A 19524-nucleotide genomic window follows, 5' to 3' on the forward strand; every position below is an offset into this window, starting at 1 on the left:
CTGCTTACCTTGTATTTTACTTCACCAACTAATGGAAACAATTTGAACTTGCTGGCCTCAGTAGTGTATAAACTAGTAACCAAACAATAAGAATCTGTCACCAATGAAGAGCAAAGCAACCTCATTCGATATTGCCCACATGGCAGGAGTTTCTCAGTCGACCGTATCAAGGGCACTGAGTAATAGCCCCTTGGTCAATCAGGAAACGCGAGATCGAATCAAACAGATTGCTAAAGACCTTAATTACAAGGTCGACAAAAATGCGAGTAACCTCCGTAAACAACACAGCCAAACCTTAGCACTGCTGCTGTTTGAAGACCCTACTTCTGATGACTCTCTTATTAATCCTTTCTTTATATCGATGTTGGGCAGTATTACTAAAGCCACGGCCGCAGCCGGCTACGATTTGCTTGTTTCTTTTCAAAACCTGAAAGATGATTGGCATGCGGTTTATGAAGATAGCAACAAAGCCGATGGACTGATTTTACTGGGTTACGGTAGTTACACGGACTACGAATACAAATTATCTCAGTTAGAAGAACAAGGGACTCGTTTTTTACGTTGGGGCGCGCCGGACGAGAAACATCCAGGTATATCTATCGGTTGCGATAATTTTCTTGGTGGTGTGTTGGTCACTCAGCATTTGGTTGATATTGGTCATAAATCTTTCGCCTTTATTGGCGATGCTGATGAAAGTGCCCCCGAATTCAAAGCCCGTTTTGATGGTTTCATGAGTGTCATTGCCGAAAGTAAACTCAACGCCGATAGTGTTGTTCAAAAAGATGCGATTTCTACAGAGTCAGACGGCTATAATGCCGCGATAGAGATCCTTAATACTGGCAAACCAGACGCTATCGTCTGTGCGTCAGACCTTATCGCCATGGGAGCAATCAGAGCCATTAGAAGTCTTGGCTTTAAAGTGCCTCGTGATGTGGCTGTAGTAGGATATGACAATATCCAAATCAGTGAGTTTGCATCAACCCCTCTCACTACGGTCCATCAAAATACACAGTTGGCAGGTGAGCTGCTTGTCGCCAATTTATTGAAACTGATTAACAACGAGATTGTGACAGACTACCTAATGCCACCAGAGTTGATAATTAGGCAATCTTGCGGGCGCACAACATAAAAAAAGCCTCAACAGAGCAAAGCTAAGTTGAGGCTAAGTAGGGATGACACCCAAATGAAAAGCGTTAATTATCCTTTTACTTCAGTAACTTGTACGTGTTCTTTCACTCTAAACACTGCGAAGCCCGCCAACAACATAGATACACCTGACACTACAATAATGTTCACTGCTTCATTGTCGAACGCAAACTTCAAAATATAACCTGCAGTTAGGCCACAAATGATTTGCGGCATAGCAATAGTGAAATTGAAGATCCCCATGTAAACACCCGTTTTATTAGCAGGCAATGACCCGGCTAACATTGCATATGGCATGGCTAAAATAGCAGCCCAAGCAATACCAATACCGACCATCGGCAACACTAGCAAAACTGCACCATAAGGGACTGTCACTTCAGTAATCAATAAGTTCACCGTAGTTGGCGTGAGGTCTTCAAAGAACAAGAAACTGATATAGCTAATGCCACCTAAGAACAGTGAACCCGCATACACGACTTTACGACCAACTTTGTTAGCTAGCTTTGCAAGGAATACCGAAAAGACGGCAGCAAACAAAGAGTAGGCAGCAAATAGTATCCCTACCCAATCGCCAGCAGCACCTTTCGCTGCGACGATTGATGCAGGCACGTCCACTGAGCTTAGATAACTAGAATCGAACCACTTCACTTCAACGCCCCAAATGTGCTGAGTGATTGCAGGCGTGGTATACACCCACATAATAAACAAGGCAAACCATGAGAAAAATTGAACAACGGCTAACTGTCGCATAGTGTCAGGCATTGTTTTTACTAAACCAATGAACTCGCTCAGCTTCTGACCGAGTGGTTTCTTCTCAGCGAGCTCTCTCTCCATTTGTGCAGCGTCGAGACCTTTATAATTGTAGTAGTCTTTTGGCGCATACTCTTTGGTTCTAAATACGGTCCATAGCACGCTACCCAACAGTACAGTCGCTCCGATATAAAACGCCCAAATTACCGATGGCGCGACTTTGCCAGCCTCTGCTGTGTTTTCTAGGCCTATTACATTTGTCAGAACAAAAGGCAGGATTGAACCGATAACAGCACCCACATTAATCAACAATGATTGAATAGAATATCCAGAATTACGCTGCTCTGGGGGGACCATGTCAGACACTAAAGCACGAAAAGGTTGGAAGCATACGTTAAAAGAAGCGTCCATTAACGCCAACATTAAGACACCAAAAATCATTGGCGCCATGAAGGCAACAAATAGCGAAGCGTTTGGCATAAGGAACATGCCAATAGCAGCGGCGATAGCCCCTGCCAGTATGAACGGACGGCGTCGGCCCATTCTATTCCAAGTGCGGTCAGAAGCGGCACCAACAATAGGTTGAACCAACAAGCCCATGATTGGCGCAACTAGCCAGAAGAAAGACAAAGAATGTAGGTCTGCACCTAAATCGGAAAGAATTCGGCTAGCATTTGCATTCTGCAGCGCGAAACCAAATTGAACACCAAGAAAGCCAAAACTGACCGTCCATAGTTGCCAAAAACTGAGTTGTGGCTGTTGTTTTTGCATATTTTTCTCTTTTTATGTGTCCGGAGCGTTTACACACATAAAATCATTAGATCTCATTCAGACGTATGTAAACCGGATGTTAATTACGCGAGCAAGTTTACCTCTTAGCGCAACAAATAACTACGCAAGTGCATACGTATTCACTTCATGCCACACTGCTATTTGGGGGATTTTGACACGATTCGCTCAAGCTTTAGCTGAACAAACTTGTTAGAATTAGGTAAACGAGAAACAACAGTCAACGCAATGTTCGATCGCTAAATAGGAAATCAGCGCATGCAAAAAAACTTACTCATTGTCGGTGGCGGTACGGCTGGTTGGATGGCAGCCAGTTTACTCAATCATTACTTAAAACGACAAGGCAGCTCTGCTCATCAGTGGCAAGTTACCTTAGTCGAATCACCTCAAATTGGCATCATTGGCGTGGGCGAAGGATCGACACCACAATTAAAACGCATGTTTGATGAACTTGATATTAGTGAAGCTGAATGGATGAACGCTTGCTCAGCAAACTATAAGAATGGCATCAGTTTTATTAATTGGACAGAACACACCTCAAGTAATCGCTATTTTCATCCCTTCCCTTCGCCATTTGATCGTCAAACTGCAGCCGCATTTTTGTACCATAATAAATTGCGCATGCAAGGTATGGACGTCCCTGTTGAACCAGATACCTTTTTCCTGTCTGCCTACCTTGCAGAACATGCGCTTAGCCCTAAAACCCAAGTTGGCAAACCCCAAATCCCATTAAATTATGCCTATCATTTCGATTCGGCAAAGCTTGGTAATTTTTTAGCAGAAAAAGCAACAACCGCTGGCGTTAAACATATTCAAGGCAAAATAAGCAGTGAAAAAAATGCCATAGCACTCCACGAAAATGGGCATATCAAATCACTTGCGCTCGACACAGGCGAAATGCTTCAGGCCGATTTATTTTTAGACTGTACTGGCTTTCAATCTTTATTATTGCAAAAAGCACTTGGGGTAAAGTTTGAGTCTTTCGCGAATAGCTTGTTTAACGACAGTGCGATTGCTATTCCCAGTGAACGATTAAATCCTTTGCCATCAGAAACCCGTGCCACAGCGTTGAGTGCGGGTTGGGCCTGGCAAATACCATTACAAAATAGAACAGGAAATGGTTACGTCTATAGCAGCAAATATTTAAGTGCCGAAGCCGCTGAAGCTGAGCTATTCAGTCATGTGTTTGAACCAGAAACACTTACGCCAAATAAATTAGATGAATTGAGAGAGCAGGCTAAGCATTTAGATATGAATGTTGGGCAAGTAGAAAAACACTGGCATAAGAACGTGGTGGCTCTTGGCTTATCTCAAGGGTTTATAGAACCATTAGAGGCAACGGCATTACACTTAGTGCATGAAACCATCCTCAAACTGAAAAACGTGTTGGTCAGCGATGAATATAATCAAGCAGTGGCAGATATTGAATCCCTTAAATCTGAATTTAACGACGATATCAGAAGGCGTTTTGAAGGCGTCAGAGACTATATTGTTTGTCACTACAAAATGAATACTCGAACGGATTCTCAGTATTGGATTGATAATCGAGATAACGCAGATATTTCGGATAAATTAGGCGCTGTTTTACAAGCCTGGCAGAGTGAAAAAGATATTGGAGAAATATTAGAAAGGCAAGAGATGACCAGCTATTATCCTATTATTTCGTGGTATTGCTTATTGGCTGGATACGGCGCTTTCAAGCCTGCGACCAGCGAAAACCGTTTACCCGCTCATCAATTGAATCAAATGCGTCGTTTTATTGAAAACGCGGCGCAACAATTTGCGCCGCATGATAGTGTTTTACATCTATAAGGTAAAAGCCAAGACTATTGGTACTTAGCCTACTTGATAAGCAGTTCAAGGCGTGATTCCAAACGCGCTTTAACTCTTAACTGTTGTGTTTTTTCATTCCAGTAGGCGGCTTGGTGGCTTTTTACGAATGCTTTTGCATCAAGCACTTTCACTGCACTTCCATTCACCAAAACCTCGCTAACAATCTCATTCACGCCATGTACCACAAAAGTAATATCTCGCGATTTAGGCGCATCTGCAAAACTCCCTTTCACTTGAGTATCAAGCTGTAGCCCTGCATCAGAACTCATTGCCTGAAAATCGATTGTTTGATAATTTGCCTGCTTAATCGAATCGGCACTCTGGCCGTCGTCATCGTACATCGTGTAAGTCGTTTGCGTTACCGATGGATCGTGATAATAGTGGACCGTTAAGTCACTTGGATCATAAGCTTCGGTTGATTGCATATCTTTTGCCATTGGGATGAAAGAGCCAGCTTTAACTAGCACAGGTAACTCTTTCAAGCTTACACTGACCTCAATTTCTAATGGCGTTTCTTGGTCATCAGACAGGTTTTTATATCTTGAGTCATTCCAAAAGTTGAACCATACACCAGGCGGCAGTTTCATTTTTACATTGGTGACGCCAGGGTCGGTAATAGGCTGAACAAGGAATGCATCTCCCCAAAAGTAACTTGTCGAATTTTCTATATCACTCGATGCGCTATGCAAAAATGTAGGTCGCATCATCGGTAAACCTGATAGAGAATTTTCAAAACTCAGAGAGTAATTATAAGGTAACAGGCGATAGCGCAGTTTCACGAACTCTCTCACAATGTCTTTGGTCGCTTGATCATGAAAGACCGGTTCAGGTGCAATATTATCCTGAGCATGCGGCCGGTAAACCGGCTGGAACACACCGTATTGCATCCATCTTATATACAATTCAGGATCAAATACCTCACCACCGGCAAAGCCACCTAAATCAGAGTGCGTATACGCTAGACCGAACATACTCATTTGTAAGCTAAGTTCAACCTGTGGTTTTAAGCCGCCCCACTCTCTGGATACGTCTCCTGTCCACGGAATAATACCGTAACGCTGTGTACCCAGAAAGCCGGAACGCATCATAATAAACGGGCGCTCATTGGGCGTCAGTTTTGTTTGGCGTTCGTATACCATTTTTGCCCATTGGTGCCCGTATACGTTGTGAATTTCATCGCCTGTAACCTTGTCACCATTGAAATGATGGATACTATCGCCTGGGTGTACTTCTGGTTCACCCAAATCGCCCCACCACCCTGCGACGCCTTGCTTATCAAGCGCGGCATAAAAGTCCCAGAACCAGTCTTGTGCGGCTTCATCAAAGACATCGACTAAGCCTGTATTACCAAAATAAAAGTCGAAACGACGAGGGCCCCCCCCCAAGCTTCTTGCTAATGCGTCATTTTCGACAGCTGAATCCCACTGTGTCGAGGTGCTTAGTATGAATGGTTCGGTAATCAATATAGTTTTAACACCGTTTTTCTTTAGTGTTTTGATCATTTTCTCTGGCTGTGGAAAGGTGTTTTTATCCCATTGTAGATTGCCCATGTGGCCTTTAATATCAGGGCCGAACCAATAGAGATCTAATACGACTGCATCTAACGGAATGTCATCTTTGCGAAACTGTTCCACTGTTTCTAGGGTTTGCTTTTGGCTTTTGTATCCGAAACGAGAAGCATAATTTCCTAATGCCCAACGCGGAGGCAATGGTTGCTTACCTGTCACGTCCACGAAGTTTTTTACAATTTCAGCGTAGGTTTCACCGCTTGAAATAATATAGGATGTACGCCCACCAACCGCTTCGAACTGCAAAACGTCCGATTCAGTGTGGCCAATATCTAAAAAGCCGGAAGCACTATTGTCAAAGCCAATTGCGTACATATTCGTAGACATTACCGCTGGCAAACTGTAGTACATTTGTGAGGATTCAGTGGTATAACCATAATGCGCTCGGTTGTACAAAGGCATGCGATGACCACGACGATCCATGCCTAACACACGCTGCCCGCCGCCCATCAACTTTTCATCGTCTTGCAGAGCGAATCGGAAGCCACGCAAAGTATCATGCGCAAAAAATCCGGCTTCTTCGCTCACGAGCAATTTACCATCGCTATAGAACGACACACCTAACGAATCTTTATTTATAACTGCGCTAATATTTTTCGCCGAAAAAGTGAAAGCCTTTTCGTTTTGGCTTAACTCTGTCACGATAAGGTCGCGTTGCTTTACTTCTTCACTAAGCGCAAATGACGGTAATTGTTTAACACCATCCGCTTCGTAGCTTACCTCAAAAGTACTATCATTGAGGGCGGTAATAGTTAACTCAATTTTTTCGCTACTGATATGTAAGGCTTGCGCCCGCTTCTCAGTAGAGAGCAACTCAGCGGCATTCAGCGGAGCCAGCAACACCAACAAACAAAACGTGAAGCAGACAGATTTCACAGATGTATAGAATGGATTAATGATAGTTGCTCTCATTATTTACTCGCCTTTAAGTTAATCTCTAAGACCACTGAACTAAGCGCATCCAACTCGATATTAATTTCCGCAGATGACCGTTTTTTACCTACCGCAACTTTATACTCATAGCCATTCACTAGGTCTACTGCACTTAATTCACCTTCGTTAAGTTCCCATTCGGTAATCAGCTTAAGAGGGAGTTTAATACTTAAATCTTGCACTTTTTGCTCAGTAAAATTACTCACGATAACAAGTGCTGTTGTATCGGTATAGCGAACAAATGAAAACTGACGCTCGCTGTAATTTTCGCTACTTTTCACGTTAAATGAATGCAAGCTTTCGTATTTTCCCAACATAGTTGGGTGTTCTGCTGAAATTTGCATTAGGCGTTCATAATACGCTCTCAATGCTTTTTCTTCTGGGCTTGATTGCCCACCATCGAACTTTCCATCATTCATCCAGCGCTGGTGCGCAGGCACACCGGCATAATCAAAAATAGTGGTTCTTGTTGGATCACCGAAGCCGGTTTCTTCCGACCCATCTTCACCCACGTCCTGACCAAAATAAAGCATGGTCGGCGAGCGACTGATTAGGGCAGAAACAACCATAGCCGGCAGACCTTTTTCAGCACTACCGGCAAAATCAGGACTCGCAATCCTTTGTTCGTCATGGTTTTCAAGGAAATGCAACATATGCATCTCTATATCGGCAAGGCTCAGCTGGATGTCTTCCAGTGCTTGGGCATCTCCTTTACCTTGCATCAAAAGCTTCAATGAATCGTAGAACTCTACTTTGTCGTACAGGTAATCCATTTTTCCAAGTTGTAAATATTCTCTATACAGTGTCGGGTTATAGACTTCGGCGAGCAGGAACGCATTCGGGTTTTTAGCTTTAATTGAGGAATTCAAATATGACCAAAACTCGACTGGCACCATCTCGGCCATGTCATAACGAAATCCATCTACACCTTTGTCCAACCAGTAGTGAACTATCTGTTCGAACTTGATCCATGAATCAGGCACAGACTTCCCTTTCCAAAATGCCGCATGCTCGACTACGCTCTTGTTTGCATATTCTTCTGGCAGACGTTCAAAATCATAGGTGCCATCGGGTCTAACCCCATAATTCACTTTGACAGTTTCGTACCAATCATGAAAACTTGGTTGTGGCGCACGAGCGCCATTGCCCGTCCATTTTGCTGGTGTCTCAGCAAACTTACCATCTGCCAGAGGATGTGGTTCTCCTCCTAAGGCTTGATAACCGTTCTCACCTATTGGTACTTCGAAGGACTCACCAACAACATAATAGAAATTGTTGTCTCTGGCATATTCAACAGTAGTGTCATCTTTTTCACCAAAATCGCTGACACCCTCTGGTTTATTTAAAGACTTATATGCTCGTGCTACATGATTAGGCACAATATCAATAATGACTTTTAGATCATTAGCATGACTGCGTTCAATCAATGCTTCAAACTCTTCTAATCGCATTGCCGGATCATCGGCTAAATCAGGATTCACATCGTAATAATCCTTAACAGCATAAGGAGAACCAGCTCTACCTTTTACAACATCTGGATCGTCAAGGTCTATGCCATACGCAGTATAATCATTAATGACAGCGTGATGAGGTACGCCCGTATACCAAATATAAGACGCGCCTAGTTCTTTAATGCTTTTTAAAGCAGTATCATCAAAATCACTAAACTTACCTACACCGTTTTCTTCCAAGGTGCCCCAAGGCTTGTTTGTTGTGTTCGTGTTTCCAAATAATCGTGTAAAAACCTGATACACCACTGGCTTACCTTGACCTTGGGCTGCATGAGGATGACTTTTAGTTGATGCTTGCATCATATTTTCTTTTTCGGTTAATTGGGATGACTTCTCAGCGGGAGAACAGGATAACAAGAACAGAACCGAGCAACAGAGTGCAGCGATCGGAGCCCGTTTGGCTGAAAAGCGTGGTTTGACGGTAAACGAAGTAGAAGCGTTGTGCATTATTGTTTTCCTTATTGCATATTACGCACAGAATAACCGTTAACAACTTGTTAAAAAAGTTACATACGTATTCATAGGCACGAAAACACGGGCAATCATTGCCCGATTCGGTTTTTACTTTAGAACAAAGTGTAAATAAAGGTGGCTAGCGATGATTGCTGTGTTGCGACAACCACAAAACCAAGTAAGGCCATGACAACGATTATGGGCAGTAACCACAGCTTTTTCCTAACGCGCAAGAAAGCCCATAAGTCTTGTAAAAATTCCATCATATTAAAAAGGTTCCTCTAGCCGAGCTTTTTGTTTCTGAGATTGTTTATCGTCACGTGTCACCCAATTAGAAGGTTCATGAACGCGGTGTTTATATTGTAACTTCCCCAAGGCCTTCATCATCACGCCGATGGGCGTTATCAGTAAATAGAAAATAATACCTAAGAGTAGCTTTGTATTTAACCACCCCAATATCGATGCGATGACCATCCATCCAACATAGGGGTAATAAAGCAAATGTGGCACAACAAGGTAAAGAATGCCTAATACGATGCTCACTGCAAAAGGCCAAATTGGCATTTCCGCAGAGAAAAGCCAAGGCAGAAGCAAACTAAACACAACAGGAAAAGCAATAGCCATCGTTATCGCGAACGACTTCAACGCTGAAAGGTCATCTTTACTGGCTAGTGGCAACATCACTTTTTGTAACTGCTTCATTGCTGTAAACATCGCTACTCTGCTTCCTTCTTAATGGTCTATAGACTCGTTCAATTTATTGTTGGCACTGTATGTAAAATCACTTGAGCGGTCGTGTAATCGCTATCAATCAAGTTCAAAAGTCACTTGTTTAGCTTGTTCAATGGCTTCGTCAGCTTGCTGTTCCTTTAATAGCATCGTATTTTCCATGACCAATACGTCCATATCGGTAGCTAAAAAGCATCGAATTGCGTCTTCAGGTGAGCACACAGGTGGCTCTCCTCTTACATTAAAAGAGGTATTTATCACCATGCCTATCCCAGACACTTTCTTGAAAGTACTAATAAGCTCATGAAAACGTGGATTAGTTTCTTTGTGCACTGTTTGTACTCTTGCTGAATAATCAACGTGAGTAATAGCGGGTACCGAACTTCGTATTTGATTTAGTTTTTCCAAACCCTTTGCATCTGTCATCTCAACAGTTTGATGATGCGTTTTTTTTACATCTGCTACCAACAACATATAAGGACTGATGGTGTCTAGATCGAACCACTTAGCGCTTTCTTCTGCTAAGACTGCTGGCGCAAACGGCCTAAAAGATTCTCTCTGCTTAATTTTAAGATTCATTTGAGATTGCATCTGAGTGTTGCGCGGGTCACCTATTATCGAACGATTACCCAATGCTCTTGGCCCAAATTCCATAGCACCTTGAAACCAACCAACTACCTTACCTTCTTCAATATGCTTGGCGCTAACAGCAAGAAGCTCATCGTCATTTAGCACCGTATAGGGCAATTGGCTTTTTTGACACGTTTCTATCACAGCCGCATTTGTATATTTTGGTCCGAGGTATGCCCCCTTCATATGGTCTTTCAACGCTGACTTTTCGGCCTCTTCATTCCCAATTTGACTAACGCGACCCTGTTCAAAAAACTTGTGCCAAGCTTGTAAAGCGGCTCCAATCGCACTGCCCGCATCACCGGCAGCAGGCTGTATCCATAAATGTTTGAATGGGCCTTCGCGCAGTAGTCGACCGTTGGCAACACAGTTCAAGGCCACGCCACCCGCTAAGCAAAGTGCGTCACTTTGTGTGTGCTGACGTAAATACCTTGCAATGGTTAAGACAATATCTTCAGTAACAATCTGAATTGAGCGCGCTAGATCCATTTGTTTTTGCTCAGTCGGCGCTTCGCTAGGATGTGGCGGACCACCAAACAAATCGTGAAAACGTCTGTTGGTCATGGTGTTGCCCGCAGCATAGTCAAAATACGACATATCTAAAGAAAAACTGCCGTCTTGATTTACCTGCACAAGGTGCTGTTTAATGAGGTCAACATACTTGCCTTCACCATAGGGTGCCAAGCCCATTAACTTATACTCACCGCTATTCACTTTAAAACCACAATACTGGGTAAATGCCGAGTACAACAATCCTAATGAGTGCGGAAAATGAATTTCAAATAACGGACTTAACTCTGCTCCACTACCTTGCCAAGCGGATGAGGTTGCCCACTCTCCTACACCATCCAAACATAGCACTGCGGCATCATCATAGGGGCTTGGGAAATAGGCGGCTGCTGCATGAGACTCATGATGTTCGCAAAACAACAATTTAGGTACTTTCGGCTTTTTTTGCTTTTGGCGCTCTATATAGTAAGAAGTACCATTGGCAAGCGCCCGCTCTTGATGGATAAGTTTGCGTAACTCTGTGCGCAGGACCGATTTCAAATATAGTTTTTCTTTCAGCCAAATCGGCATTGCTTTAGCAAAGGACAAAAAACCTTTCGGAGCCGTTGCTAGATAGGTTTCCAATAGTCGCTCAAACTTTAGCAAGGGTTTATCATAAAATACCACTGCATCAAGCGATTCAACTGAAACACCTTGCTCCTTCAAACAAAACTGAATCGCCTGACTTGGAAATGAAGGGTCATGTTTTACGCGCGTAAACCGTTCCTCTTGAGCAGCGAAAGCTATTTCACCATCACTTATCAGCGCAGCTGCACTATCGTGATAAAACGCGGAAATCCCCAAGATGTGATTCATACTTGCCTTTGTAAAACACTCAATCAACACTTAGTTTACTTATATTTGACCTAGGCACTAGTAAAAAGGCGTGATAATGCTCAATTTACACTACGCATACGTATGCAACATTGTATTAACATGCTTTTTTGTCGATTTTTACGATAAACTATCAAGGTAGTAAAATAAGAATGGATGATAATTTGAGCGCCGAACCTACTAAGCAGTCACAGCAAAAAAATGGACAACGTGATCAAACAAAGTCACGTGCGGTTTTTTATCTCATTGCCATTCTGCTTCCCTTTGCGCTCTTAGCTTTATTTGAACTGGTGCTAAGAGTGAGTGGATTTGGTCACCAGTATCCCTTGTTCATTGAAGCATCTAGTCCACTTAAGGCGCAAAGCACCTTATCGGGTAGCTATTTACAGCCTAACCCTGAGGTGGTTAAACGTTTCTTTCATTTACCCGAATTTGCTCCCCCTGTAGAACCCGATACCTTCCTATTTAAACAAGAAAAACAGAAAGGAACATATCGCATTGTGTTGATGGGAGGGTCCAGTGCAGCAGGCTTTCCATATGGCCGTTTTGGATCTCCGGCTGGACTACTCAAACAACAGCTAAAGTCGGTTTATCCTGATAAGAATATTGAAGTCCTCTCTGTGGCTATGGCCAGTATCAATACTTATGCTTTGTTAGATTTCACACAAGAAGTTATCGACATTCAGCCTGATTTGGTCCTTATTTACGCGGGACACAATGAGTACTTAGGTGTCATGGGCGTGGGCTCTGTATATTCTCAAAGCAACAGTAGAGCAACTAACCTACTCTTTTTAAAATTAAAAGAGCTTCGTTTATTTCAGTTGGTACAAGGTTTATATTACTGGCTGAAACCGCAAACTGAGCCCTTTAACCACAACGACAGTTCACGAACCGTGATGGCATCTGTGGCTAAAGAAAAAAATATCCCACTTGATTCAGAGCTATATGCAGCCGGTAAGACGCAGTTCAAAGAGAACCTTAGCACAATCGTCAAACTATTTAGTCAAGCCGACATTCCAGTATTACTATCAAGTATCGCGTCGAATGAACGAAACCAAGCTCCCTTCGAATCTATGAACAGCACCTCGGCTAATTCTCTTATTTCACCAGACAAGCCGCGCTCCTCTCAACGTATTATCCAACAAGGTGTATCGCTTATTGAAAACGGAGAACAATCAGCAGATTTAGCCTTCGCAATCGCCCAAGCTTATGAGAAAACCAATCAAATGTCGGATGCGCTGACTTACTATAAAAAAGCCCGAGATTACGATTTATTGCGCTTTAGAGCCCCTAGCGAATTCAACGACATCATTGCCGAGATTGCCGCCAGTCATAAGCTAGTCACCTTTGTAGACGCCGACGAGAAGCTACGCAACGATACTGAGACAGGCATTATTGGCGAAGAACATATGCTCGAACACCTACACCCCAATACACGTGGTTATTTTATGATTGCCTTAAGTTATCTCGAGGGCATTGTGGATGGACAGTTCTTACCTTCACCAAAAAGCGCAATTGAAACTGACGACTTATGGCGGACACAAAGCATGCTACGCAGCGATATTATGCTCGCCGAGTATAAAATAGCAGTCTTAAAATCGGATTATCCATTTACAGCAACAAAACAAACTGTGCGCCTGCCCTCCGCGAAAGATGCCATTGAAGAACTTGCCTTAAAACGAATTGCCGGTATGGATTGGCTGAGCGCGCAGCAAGCCCTATTAAGTTTGTACCAGGAGCAAGAAGCGTGGCTCGAGGCAGCAACAGTGGCAGGTTTAATGTTTGATGCCTTACCTGAGAGAGGCGACATAGCGCGTATTGCAAGCTTACTTTACCTGCGTGTCAATCAATTGGGCCTCGCTGAATACTATGCTCGCAAAGCGATTCAATATATGCCAACGCTCGGATTGGAAGAACAAGGTAATTACTACTTAAGCTTGGGTGAGACCTTATTTAAATCAGGCGATGTAAATGGAGCCATAGAGGTTTTAGATGCATTACTAGTCATGCAGCCAATGAATCAGAAAGCATTGGCTATTCGTCAACGTATTTCGCCGCCCTAGCGCACAAAACCGACTAAACTAGTGCGCTGAACTGATGCTTAAGTGAAACAAATAACTACGTATATTGAGAGAATAACTAAACGCGATGACTAAACAAAACAACAATCAAAAAAATAAAACAGCATTCTATGCCATCGCATTACTCATTCCGGTTTTATTTTTTCTTATTTTAGAGTTTGGCTTGCGCCTTATTGGTTTCGGCACAAGCACCCCTTTATTTATCGAAAACCCAGCCAACCCAAATTATATTTTACCGCAACCAAACATTCTCCAGAGATACTTTCCGGAAGGCACCGAGCAGCCCTCTGTAACCATGGAAGCTAATTTCATCTTGAAAGAGAAACCCGCAAATGGCTATCGCATTGTTGTGCAAGGTGGCAGCACCGCGGCTGGCTTTCCATACGGTTTAGGTGCGAGCATTGCTGGCATTCTCGATCAACGCCTTAAGCCAAGCTTACCTGGTCGACACGTCGAAGTGCTCAACACCGCCATGTCAGCAGTTAACTCCTATACTCTGATTGATATTGCAGATGAAATCATTGAACAGAAACCAGACGCTATCATGATCTACACCGGTCATAATGAATACTTAGGGATACTTGGAGTCGGGTCAAACTATACCGCATTTGGCGCAGGACTCAGCACAACATGGTTTTTAAAACTAAAAGAACTGAGCTTGTTTCAGCTGATGCAAAAACTCTCTGTTGCGGTTATTTCACCCGACACTGAAGCGCCATCAAACGAAAAACCGGGGCAACAGACACAAGGCAATGCACGTACATTTATGGCCAAAGTCGCAAAACATAAAAACATCGAGAAAGGTTCCAACCTCTATGACGCTGGTTTGGAACAGTTTGAAAAAAACATATCAGCCCTACTACAAAAATATCAACGAGCTGGTATACCCGTGTTTATTTCGACCATTGCCAGCAACATTAAGGACCAAAAACCTTTCGTCAGTGCTGAGCTAGAATCGGAATATCTAGCAAGCGCTCAAAAACTATTCGCTAGCCTAGAGCAACAATCCAAAGCACAAAATATCAGCTCACTAAAAAAAGTATCTCTAACGCTTCAGCAGTCGTCCTCTGCAACCCTACATTTCAAACTCGCTCAACTTGCTCTTGCGTTAGGTGAATCGTCTATTGCGAAAACGCATTTCGGCCTAGCAAAGGAACATGACTTATTGCGCTTTAGAGCCCCTGAAGCAATTAACCATATTATTCGTGAACAAGCACAGAAGTTTGATGCCATTGTAGTTGAGACTCAAAAAGAACTGGAGATACGCAGCACTGACAGGATCATCGGCAATAATCTTATGCTTGAGCATCTGCACCCTAACCTAAGGGGCTATTTTGTGGTGGCAAACAGCTTTTATAATAGTTTCGCTGAGTTCTGGCAAACACAAGGCGATAACTCTCCTTTCTCGCCTATATCTATTGAACAGGCGTGGGCCGAACGTTTAATTCTACCTCAAGAAGAGTATTTTGGTTACGCCACTATACTGGGTTTAACGTCGGACTATCCTTTTACGGATAATCCGCGTAAGCCGCGTTTACCTAAACCTACAGACTGGCAACAACAGTTAGGCCAGGATTTTTACGCAAAAAAAATCACCTGGCTAGACATGATGGAAACGAGCTTGAAGCGATATACGCTTGAAGAAAACACAAAGCAGCGTAACAAAACCCTGCAAATTCTAGCGGATGCATTGCCCCATCAGGGTCTGTACAATCTACAAATTGCTGAAGTGAAGTTTCAACAAGGTCGCTACAATGAATCTCTGCATTATTATCAGCGGGCCAAACTTGCAGGCGCCATTGGCAACACGATTGATTCAAATATCAGCACGTTAGAGTCGATATTACAGAAAGATTAGGCACTGAAATAGCATATTGCAGTTTACAAAGGTTTGACGATTACACTGACTTTCGCCTCCACCTCCTCAATTAGCTCTTGATCCATGTATTGATATTCATCAGGAATGTCCAATATGTTTGGTAAGCTAAGTTTTCACGAACCCATTACTTTTAAAGCAATATATGGTGATAAATTTAAGAGTAGTATCGCTATTTTATAGTTACCCAAAAACGCAAAATACATGTTGGGTAAATCAGACGCTTCAACGCCGACGATTTTACTGTGAAGATTAATGGTAAAACGTTTAAATACGATAATAAAAAACGCTGAGAACAAATAAATACCAATATTGATTACAGTACACCAACCGAAAAATGTAGTCAGTTCATTTGCGCTAATCATTAATTATATCTCCGTGATATTTGTTATACGCTGCCAGCTCGTTCTACTACCAAAATTCTCGCTTGGCCTTGAGGGTGAGCAACATGCTCAGTACCTATTGAAGCAAAAAATATATCTCCAGTGTTTAGAATAGCAGACTTAATCTCGTTATTTTCTTTATAGAGCATTTCGACAACACCATCCATAACTGCAAAAACTTCTTCGCCATCGTTTACATGCCACTTGTAAGGTTTGTCTGTCCAATGCAAACGAGTAGTAATACCGTTCATACTGGCGATATCCTTAGCACCCCATGCCTTGCTTGCGGTGAACTCTTTACTTCTAATGACTTCCATTGTAACTCCTTTTTAATGCGATATTTCAGGGCGTATAACACTTACAATTTATTTATGAAAAAGCTGTAATTCAAACCGGTATTTTGCGCGGCCTTGTACGAAGATTTAGGCTGAACACTGATGTATTTTTATTGGGTGGATTCCGGCCGATATACCTCACACATATACGTCCCAGATGAAGAGCTCAGAGTTAAAAATCCTGTTGGTAAAGCTCTTGCGTCATAGGGTATATACCCTTCAGAGTAAACGTAATCTTCTACATAAACTCTGTAATAAACTAAATTCAGAAACTTGGTTAATGTAAGTTGTATAGAGCCGTTTTTCTTTGGTATGGACATCGCTACCACTGGCCTTTTAAATAAACCTTCATTTTGACTTGCTTTTAAGACTTCATAACGAAAAATCCATTGCGAATCTTCACTTTCAACCATGCCAAATTGTAGAGCCTCACCTTCGGCAGATGAATCTCCAAGCATTATGCTTATGAACGGTCCATATTCCTCGAAGAATGATTCCTCAATATTGACGGTACATGTAATAGATTCAAAATTATCGATTTTATCTATCACCTTTAGGGTAAGGGTGTTTCCACTTGTCGTATTATATTTTTCTTGTTTAGAGAGAAGATTTTTAGTTTCAAGACTTTTTAACTCTGAAAGATCAGCATGACAAAGGCTCGACATTGTGAGAAGAGTGATGCACATAATCCAAGCAATTATTTTTTGCATGACGGTGAGCGTTTTATTATATGCAAGCATCAATCAACCTTTTGGCTTCCTCTATCAGACTACTAAAATCGTCAAATTCATCGCTGTAAAAGTAGTTTTCCGTAACGTGTCCCTGACACATAAACACCTTATCGGAGCTTAAAAAGAATAGTACCCTTTGCCTGATAACAAATGAGGAGCCCAAGCCGCAGTCGCCTCCCCCATATGAAGAATATAAAGTAATGCTTTCTTGATTTTCACCTTTCAACAATTGCTCTACTCTAACGGTTATTTCTACGCCAGCATCATAGGGACGAACACTTTCATCGATGACTGCAAGATCCCTTAGACTCACAACGGTTCCAACTAGAATATTCTTTGAATTTTCTAGTTTGTCGATGAGTGGAAGCTCACCACAGGAACATGCATTGGCCCGTGCGGATAATAAGAGTAAGAATATTGCTAATAAGAACCTCATTGTTCGATTTTTCCTTTTAGTATTTAACAATAAGCTAAGGGGCGCGGACGTGGTGCGAAAATGGCGAAACCGCGCCACGTTTGCGTCCCAGCCCACATTAGTATGCGTTCTCAAGCGTATTGTTATACGTTACCTTCGCAGTTAAATAGCCTACTATCAATGCACAGAGGATCACGAAAAAATTAACCCAATATATTGAGTAAGTGAATGGGTACATTAACGACACTTGGCAAGCGCCAAAAACAACAATGACACTATTAAGGAAGGATCCGGTACATAGCCGTGAATACAAGAAAGCAAAAGCTGCAGCCAGCAATCCAAACCCTAGAAGTTGAACTACAAATATATCCCAGAGCAGCATGGATAGGACTGTATTAAAAGACTTTGGCATTGCAAAGGCTGCCGTATAACCAGTTAGATGAGCGCCGAAAAAAGCAATTGATAACCCACCTAATATTGCGATGGCAATAGGTAAAAGCTTTTTCATATCTTTATCTCTCCATAGACGTGTAACGCTTTTGATAAGCGGTTTGGCTGATCTTGGCAACGTCAGCTTGAATTTTTTTGTTATATGCCGAACTCAAAACAACCACTTATATAACTCGAATAACCATCCACCCAAGTGCGGAACAATTAATCCTAACATTAGACCCCAAAAGAATGCATTTGAAACTCTAGCGCTAACTTTTTCCTCAGCTTGGCGCTGCTCAATTGAATCAATTATTTGTTCTACAGAACCGTTTTCTACAGTAAGTCGATTTAGTTTGTATTTGCTTTCACCTGCGATTGGAACGCAATACTCTTTGTGTTTGCGAAAGAAGCCTCTGAGTGCCTGTTGACTAAACCCAGTATCTAACGACAGTGAAATGACACCGCAACCTTTCTCGCCATGAGAGTCGAGAGCCTCCAAGATTTTCCTTGTTTTCAATTGTGTTTTTTCAACCATTTAGAGTTACCATTTACAGTGGCATATAACACCTGATTAGCGAGTGATCAGATTATGGCGTGTCGGTTGCGAATGCAAGCGGCATGACATGAACTGGGCATCTCTGTTCAATCTCTTGTTAGGTTACCTTGTTAAACAGAACAACCCGCACTCATTAGCCCATGTTTCTATTTGAGCTGCTTTCGCTGGATTGCGAAGATAAAAAATATTTGTATCGTCCCAGCTTTCTAAGTATACAGCCTCTAGTTCCGGTAATACGACCATGTAAAAATGTGAACTGTCCACGTTATGTGGTGTGCACATCAAATAATTTACTTTAGCGTTGTGAGAAGTAAATTTCCGAAATGATGGTAAAGCTTTAATCCTACGTCCCTTAAAAGTAAAATTCAAAATCTCAGTATTATGTATTAGCTTTTCAGCGAATTTTATAAACCTTGAATCTCGTATTTGTTGCTCATCTTCTGAGACGTCTGAAAGTAACTTTAATGAGTCTTCATGGCCTAACCACCTATCGAATACTGAAACGGCGAGATAGGTATACTTTGAGGTGTCTTCAACAGCGACTAACTTGTCTAAATCAGGAAAACTGTCTCGCAGTTCTATCTGAGCATTCTTATTTAAAACTGAAAATCTACGCATGTTTCCGCTGGTAACCTAACGCTTTGCATAAGTTGTTTTGTGGCTCTTTTCCACAAAATCCGTCTTCATGAATTTGTTATTTGCCTTACACAAACACATAAAAAAGCACCATTAAAACAGGAATACCAACCCAGAATATTGGTGATTGGTATATTGGTATTGGCCCAGTTTTATTAAATCCTAATTTTTTAATAAATATGTAATGACAAACTGGAAACACGAACAAGTACACAAATAGATAAAGAAGTATTTTCCGTAAGCTATCTTGCCCCTGTGATATCGAAAAAATAGGAAACACGACGCATAAAAGTAAAAATATCCAGTGCTCTTTCAAATATTTTTTCATAACTTCCTTGTTGTTGAACTAAGCAT

The 19524-nt window shown here is 42.2% G+C and carries 17 protein-coding genes; 4 read left to right on the forward strand and 13 right to left on the reverse strand.

Features of this window, described 5'->3' with window-relative positions; translation table 11 throughout:
- Nucleotides 1-103: 103 nt before the first annotated feature.
- The gene (locus tag RM556_RS02810; RefSeq protein WP_311360462.1) at nt 104-1129 is read left to right on the forward strand and encodes a LacI family DNA-binding transcriptional regulator; all 1026 of its coding nucleotides are present in this window, start codon (nt 104-106) and stop codon (nt 1127-1129) included.
- A 68-nt stretch (nt 1130-1197) separates the two neighbouring features.
- Here the strand turns inward: RM556_RS02810 and RM556_RS02815 are convergent, their stop codons facing one another.
- Entirely contained in the window at nt 1198-2667 is a 1470-nt protein-coding gene (locus RM556_RS02815; protein ID WP_311360463.1) for an MFS transporter, read from the reverse strand.
- Between the two features lie 276 nt (nt 2668-2943).
- Here RM556_RS02815 and RM556_RS02820 point away from each other — a divergent pair, with 276 nt between their 5' ends.
- The gene (locus tag RM556_RS02820; RefSeq protein WP_311373780.1) at nt 2944-4497 is read left to right on the forward strand and encodes a tryptophan halogenase family protein; all 1554 of its coding nucleotides are present in this window, start codon (nt 2944-2946) and stop codon (nt 4495-4497) included.
- A gap of 29 nt (nt 4498-4526) precedes the next feature.
- Here RM556_RS02820 and RM556_RS02825 read toward each other — a convergent pair whose 3' ends face one another.
- The 5 genes from RM556_RS02825 to RM556_RS02845 all read right to left on the reverse strand — a co-directional run bounded on the left by RM556_RS02825 (nt 4527) and on the right by RM556_RS02845 (nt 11707).
- Nucleotides 4527-6998 carry a TIM-barrel domain-containing protein gene (locus RM556_RS02825; RefSeq protein WP_311373781.1) on the reverse strand — a complete coding sequence of 824 codons (2472 nt, stop codon included), beginning with the start codon at nt 6996-6998 and terminating at the stop codon, nt 4527-4529.
- Entirely contained in the window at nt 6998-8977 is a 1980-nt protein-coding gene (locus RM556_RS02830) for an alpha-amylase family glycosyl hydrolase (RefSeq protein ID WP_311373782.1), read from the reverse strand. The genes RM556_RS02825 and RM556_RS02830 overlap by 1 nt, the downstream gene beginning before the upstream one ends.
- 119 nt (nt 8978-9096) lie before the next feature.
- Nucleotides 9097-9249: a DUF5989 family protein gene (locus RM556_RS02835; RefSeq protein ID WP_311360467.1), complete on the reverse strand. Its 153-nt coding sequence runs from the start codon at nt 9247-9249 to the stop codon at nt 9097-9099.
- Between the two features lies 1 nt (nt 9250).
- Nucleotides 9251-9697: an SxtJ family membrane protein gene (locus RM556_RS02840; RefSeq protein WP_311373783.1), complete on the reverse strand. Its 447-nt coding sequence runs from the start codon at nt 9695-9697 to the stop codon at nt 9251-9253.
- A 93-nt stretch (nt 9698-9790) separates the two neighbouring features.
- Complete coding sequence (locus RM556_RS02845) at nt 9791-11707, reverse strand: carbamoyltransferase (RefSeq protein ID WP_311373784.1); 1917 nt, start codon at nt 11705-11707, stop codon at nt 9791-9793.
- A gap of 170 nt (nt 11708-11877) precedes the next feature.
- Here RM556_RS02845 and RM556_RS02850 point away from each other — a divergent pair, with 170 nt between their 5' ends.
- Entirely contained in the window at nt 11878-13788 is a 1911-nt protein-coding gene (locus RM556_RS02850) for a hypothetical protein (RefSeq protein WP_311373785.1), read from the forward strand.
- Nucleotides 13789-13873: 85 nt separating this feature from the next.
- Entirely contained in the window at nt 13874-15664 is a 1791-nt protein-coding gene (locus RM556_RS02855) for a hypothetical protein (RefSeq protein WP_311373786.1), read from the forward strand.
- A gap of 134 nt (nt 15665-15798) precedes the next feature.
- Here RM556_RS02855 and RM556_RS02860 read toward each other — a convergent pair whose 3' ends face one another.
- The 7 genes from RM556_RS02860 to RM556_RS02890 all read right to left on the reverse strand — a co-directional run bounded on the left by RM556_RS02860 (nt 15799) and on the right by RM556_RS02890 (nt 19152).
- Nucleotides 15799-16047 carry a DUF6868 family protein gene (locus RM556_RS02860; protein WP_311360472.1) on the reverse strand — a complete coding sequence of 83 codons (249 nt, stop codon included), beginning with the start codon at nt 16045-16047 and terminating at the stop codon, nt 15799-15801.
- 23 nt (nt 16048-16070) lie between these two features.
- A complete protein-coding gene (locus RM556_RS02865; RefSeq protein WP_311360473.1) occupies nt 16071-16382 on the reverse strand; it encodes a cupin in 312 nt (103 codons plus the stop codon).
- A gap of 128 nt (nt 16383-16510) precedes the next feature.
- Nucleotides 16511-17140, reverse strand: a complete 630-nt coding sequence (locus RM556_RS02870; protein ID WP_311360474.1) for a hypothetical protein — start codon at nt 17138-17140, stop codon at nt 16511-16513.
- Entirely contained in the window at nt 17127-17567 is a 441-nt protein-coding gene (locus tag RM556_RS02875; protein ID WP_311373787.1) for a hypothetical protein, read from the reverse strand. The genes RM556_RS02870 and RM556_RS02875 overlap by 14 nt, the downstream gene beginning before the upstream one ends.
- 97 nt (nt 17568-17664) lie before the next feature.
- Nucleotides 17665-18054, reverse strand: a complete 390-nt coding sequence (locus RM556_RS02880) for a hypothetical protein (RefSeq protein ID WP_311373788.1) — start codon at nt 18052-18054, stop codon at nt 17665-17667.
- A 93-nt stretch (nt 18055-18147) separates the two neighbouring features.
- Entirely contained in the window at nt 18148-18513 is a 366-nt protein-coding gene (locus RM556_RS02885) for a hypothetical protein (RefSeq protein WP_311373789.1), read from the reverse strand.
- A 123-nt stretch (nt 18514-18636) separates the two neighbouring features.
- A complete protein-coding gene (locus RM556_RS02890; protein ID WP_311360478.1) occupies nt 18637-19152 on the reverse strand; it encodes a hypothetical protein in 516 nt (171 codons plus the stop codon).
- Between the last annotated feature and the right edge of the window lie 372 nt (nt 19153-19524).

This window comes from Alteromonas sp. W364 (assembly GCF_031846205.1).
Classification (GTDB): Bacteria; Pseudomonadota; Gammaproteobacteria; order Enterobacterales; family Alteromonadaceae; genus Glaciecola; species Glaciecola blandensis.

Bases quoted from the DNA above. Each gene is read 5' to 3' on its own strand.
- RM556_RS02810 (WP_311360462.1), top strand. From the start codon at position 104: ATGAAGAGCAAAGCAACCTCATTCGATATTGCCCACATGGCAGGAGTT.
- RM556_RS02815 (WP_311360463.1), bottom strand. From the start codon at position 2,667: ATGCAAAAACAACAGCCACAACTCAGTTTTTGGCAACTATGGACGGTC.
- RM556_RS02820 (WP_311373780.1), top strand. From the start codon at position 2,944: ATGCAAAAAAACTTACTCATTGTCGGTGGCGGTACGGCTGGTTGGATG.
- RM556_RS02825 (WP_311373781.1), bottom strand. From the start codon at position 6,998: ATGAGAGCAACTATCATTAATCCATTCTATACATCTGTGAAATCTGTC.
- RM556_RS02830 (WP_311373782.1), bottom strand. From the start codon at position 8,977: ATGCACAACGCTTCTACTTCGTTTACCGTCAAACCACGCTTTTCAGCC.
- RM556_RS02835 (WP_311360467.1), bottom strand. From the start codon at position 9,249: ATGATGGAATTTTTACAAGACTTATGGGCTTTCTTGCGCGTTAGGAAA.
- RM556_RS02840 (WP_311373783.1), bottom strand. From the start codon at position 9,697: ATGTTTACAGCAATGAAGCAGTTACAAAAAGTGATGTTGCCACTAGCC.
- RM556_RS02845 (WP_311373784.1), bottom strand. From the start codon at position 11,707: ATGAATCACATCTTGGGGATTTCCGCGTTTTATCACGATAGTGCAGCT.
- RM556_RS02850 (WP_311373785.1), top strand. From the start codon at position 11,878: ATGGATGATAATTTGAGCGCCGAACCTACTAAGCAGTCACAGCAAAAA.
- RM556_RS02855 (WP_311373786.1), top strand. From the start codon at position 13,874: ATGACTAAACAAAACAACAATCAAAAAAATAAAACAGCATTCTATGCC.
- RM556_RS02860 (WP_311360472.1), bottom strand. From the start codon at position 16,047: ATGATTAGCGCAAATGAACTGACTACATTTTTCGGTTGGTGTACTGTA.
- RM556_RS02865 (WP_311360473.1), bottom strand. From the start codon at position 16,382: ATGGAAGTCATTAGAAGTAAAGAGTTCACCGCAAGCAAGGCATGGGGT.
- RM556_RS02870 (WP_311360474.1), bottom strand. From the start codon at position 17,140: ATGCTTGCATATAATAAAACGCTCACCGTCATGCAAAAAATAATTGCT.
- RM556_RS02875 (WP_311373787.1), bottom strand. From the start codon at position 17,567: ATGAGGTTCTTATTAGCAATATTCTTACTCTTATTATCCGCACGGGCC.
- RM556_RS02880 (WP_311373788.1), bottom strand. From the start codon at position 18,054: ATGAAAAAGCTTTTACCTATTGCCATCGCAATATTAGGTGGGTTATCA.
- RM556_RS02885 (WP_311373789.1), bottom strand. From the start codon at position 18,513: ATGGTTGAAAAAACACAATTGAAAACAAGGAAAATCTTGGAGGCTCTC.
- RM556_RS02890 (WP_311360478.1), bottom strand. From the start codon at position 19,152: ATGCGTAGATTTTCAGTTTTAAATAAGAATGCTCAGATAGAACTGCGA.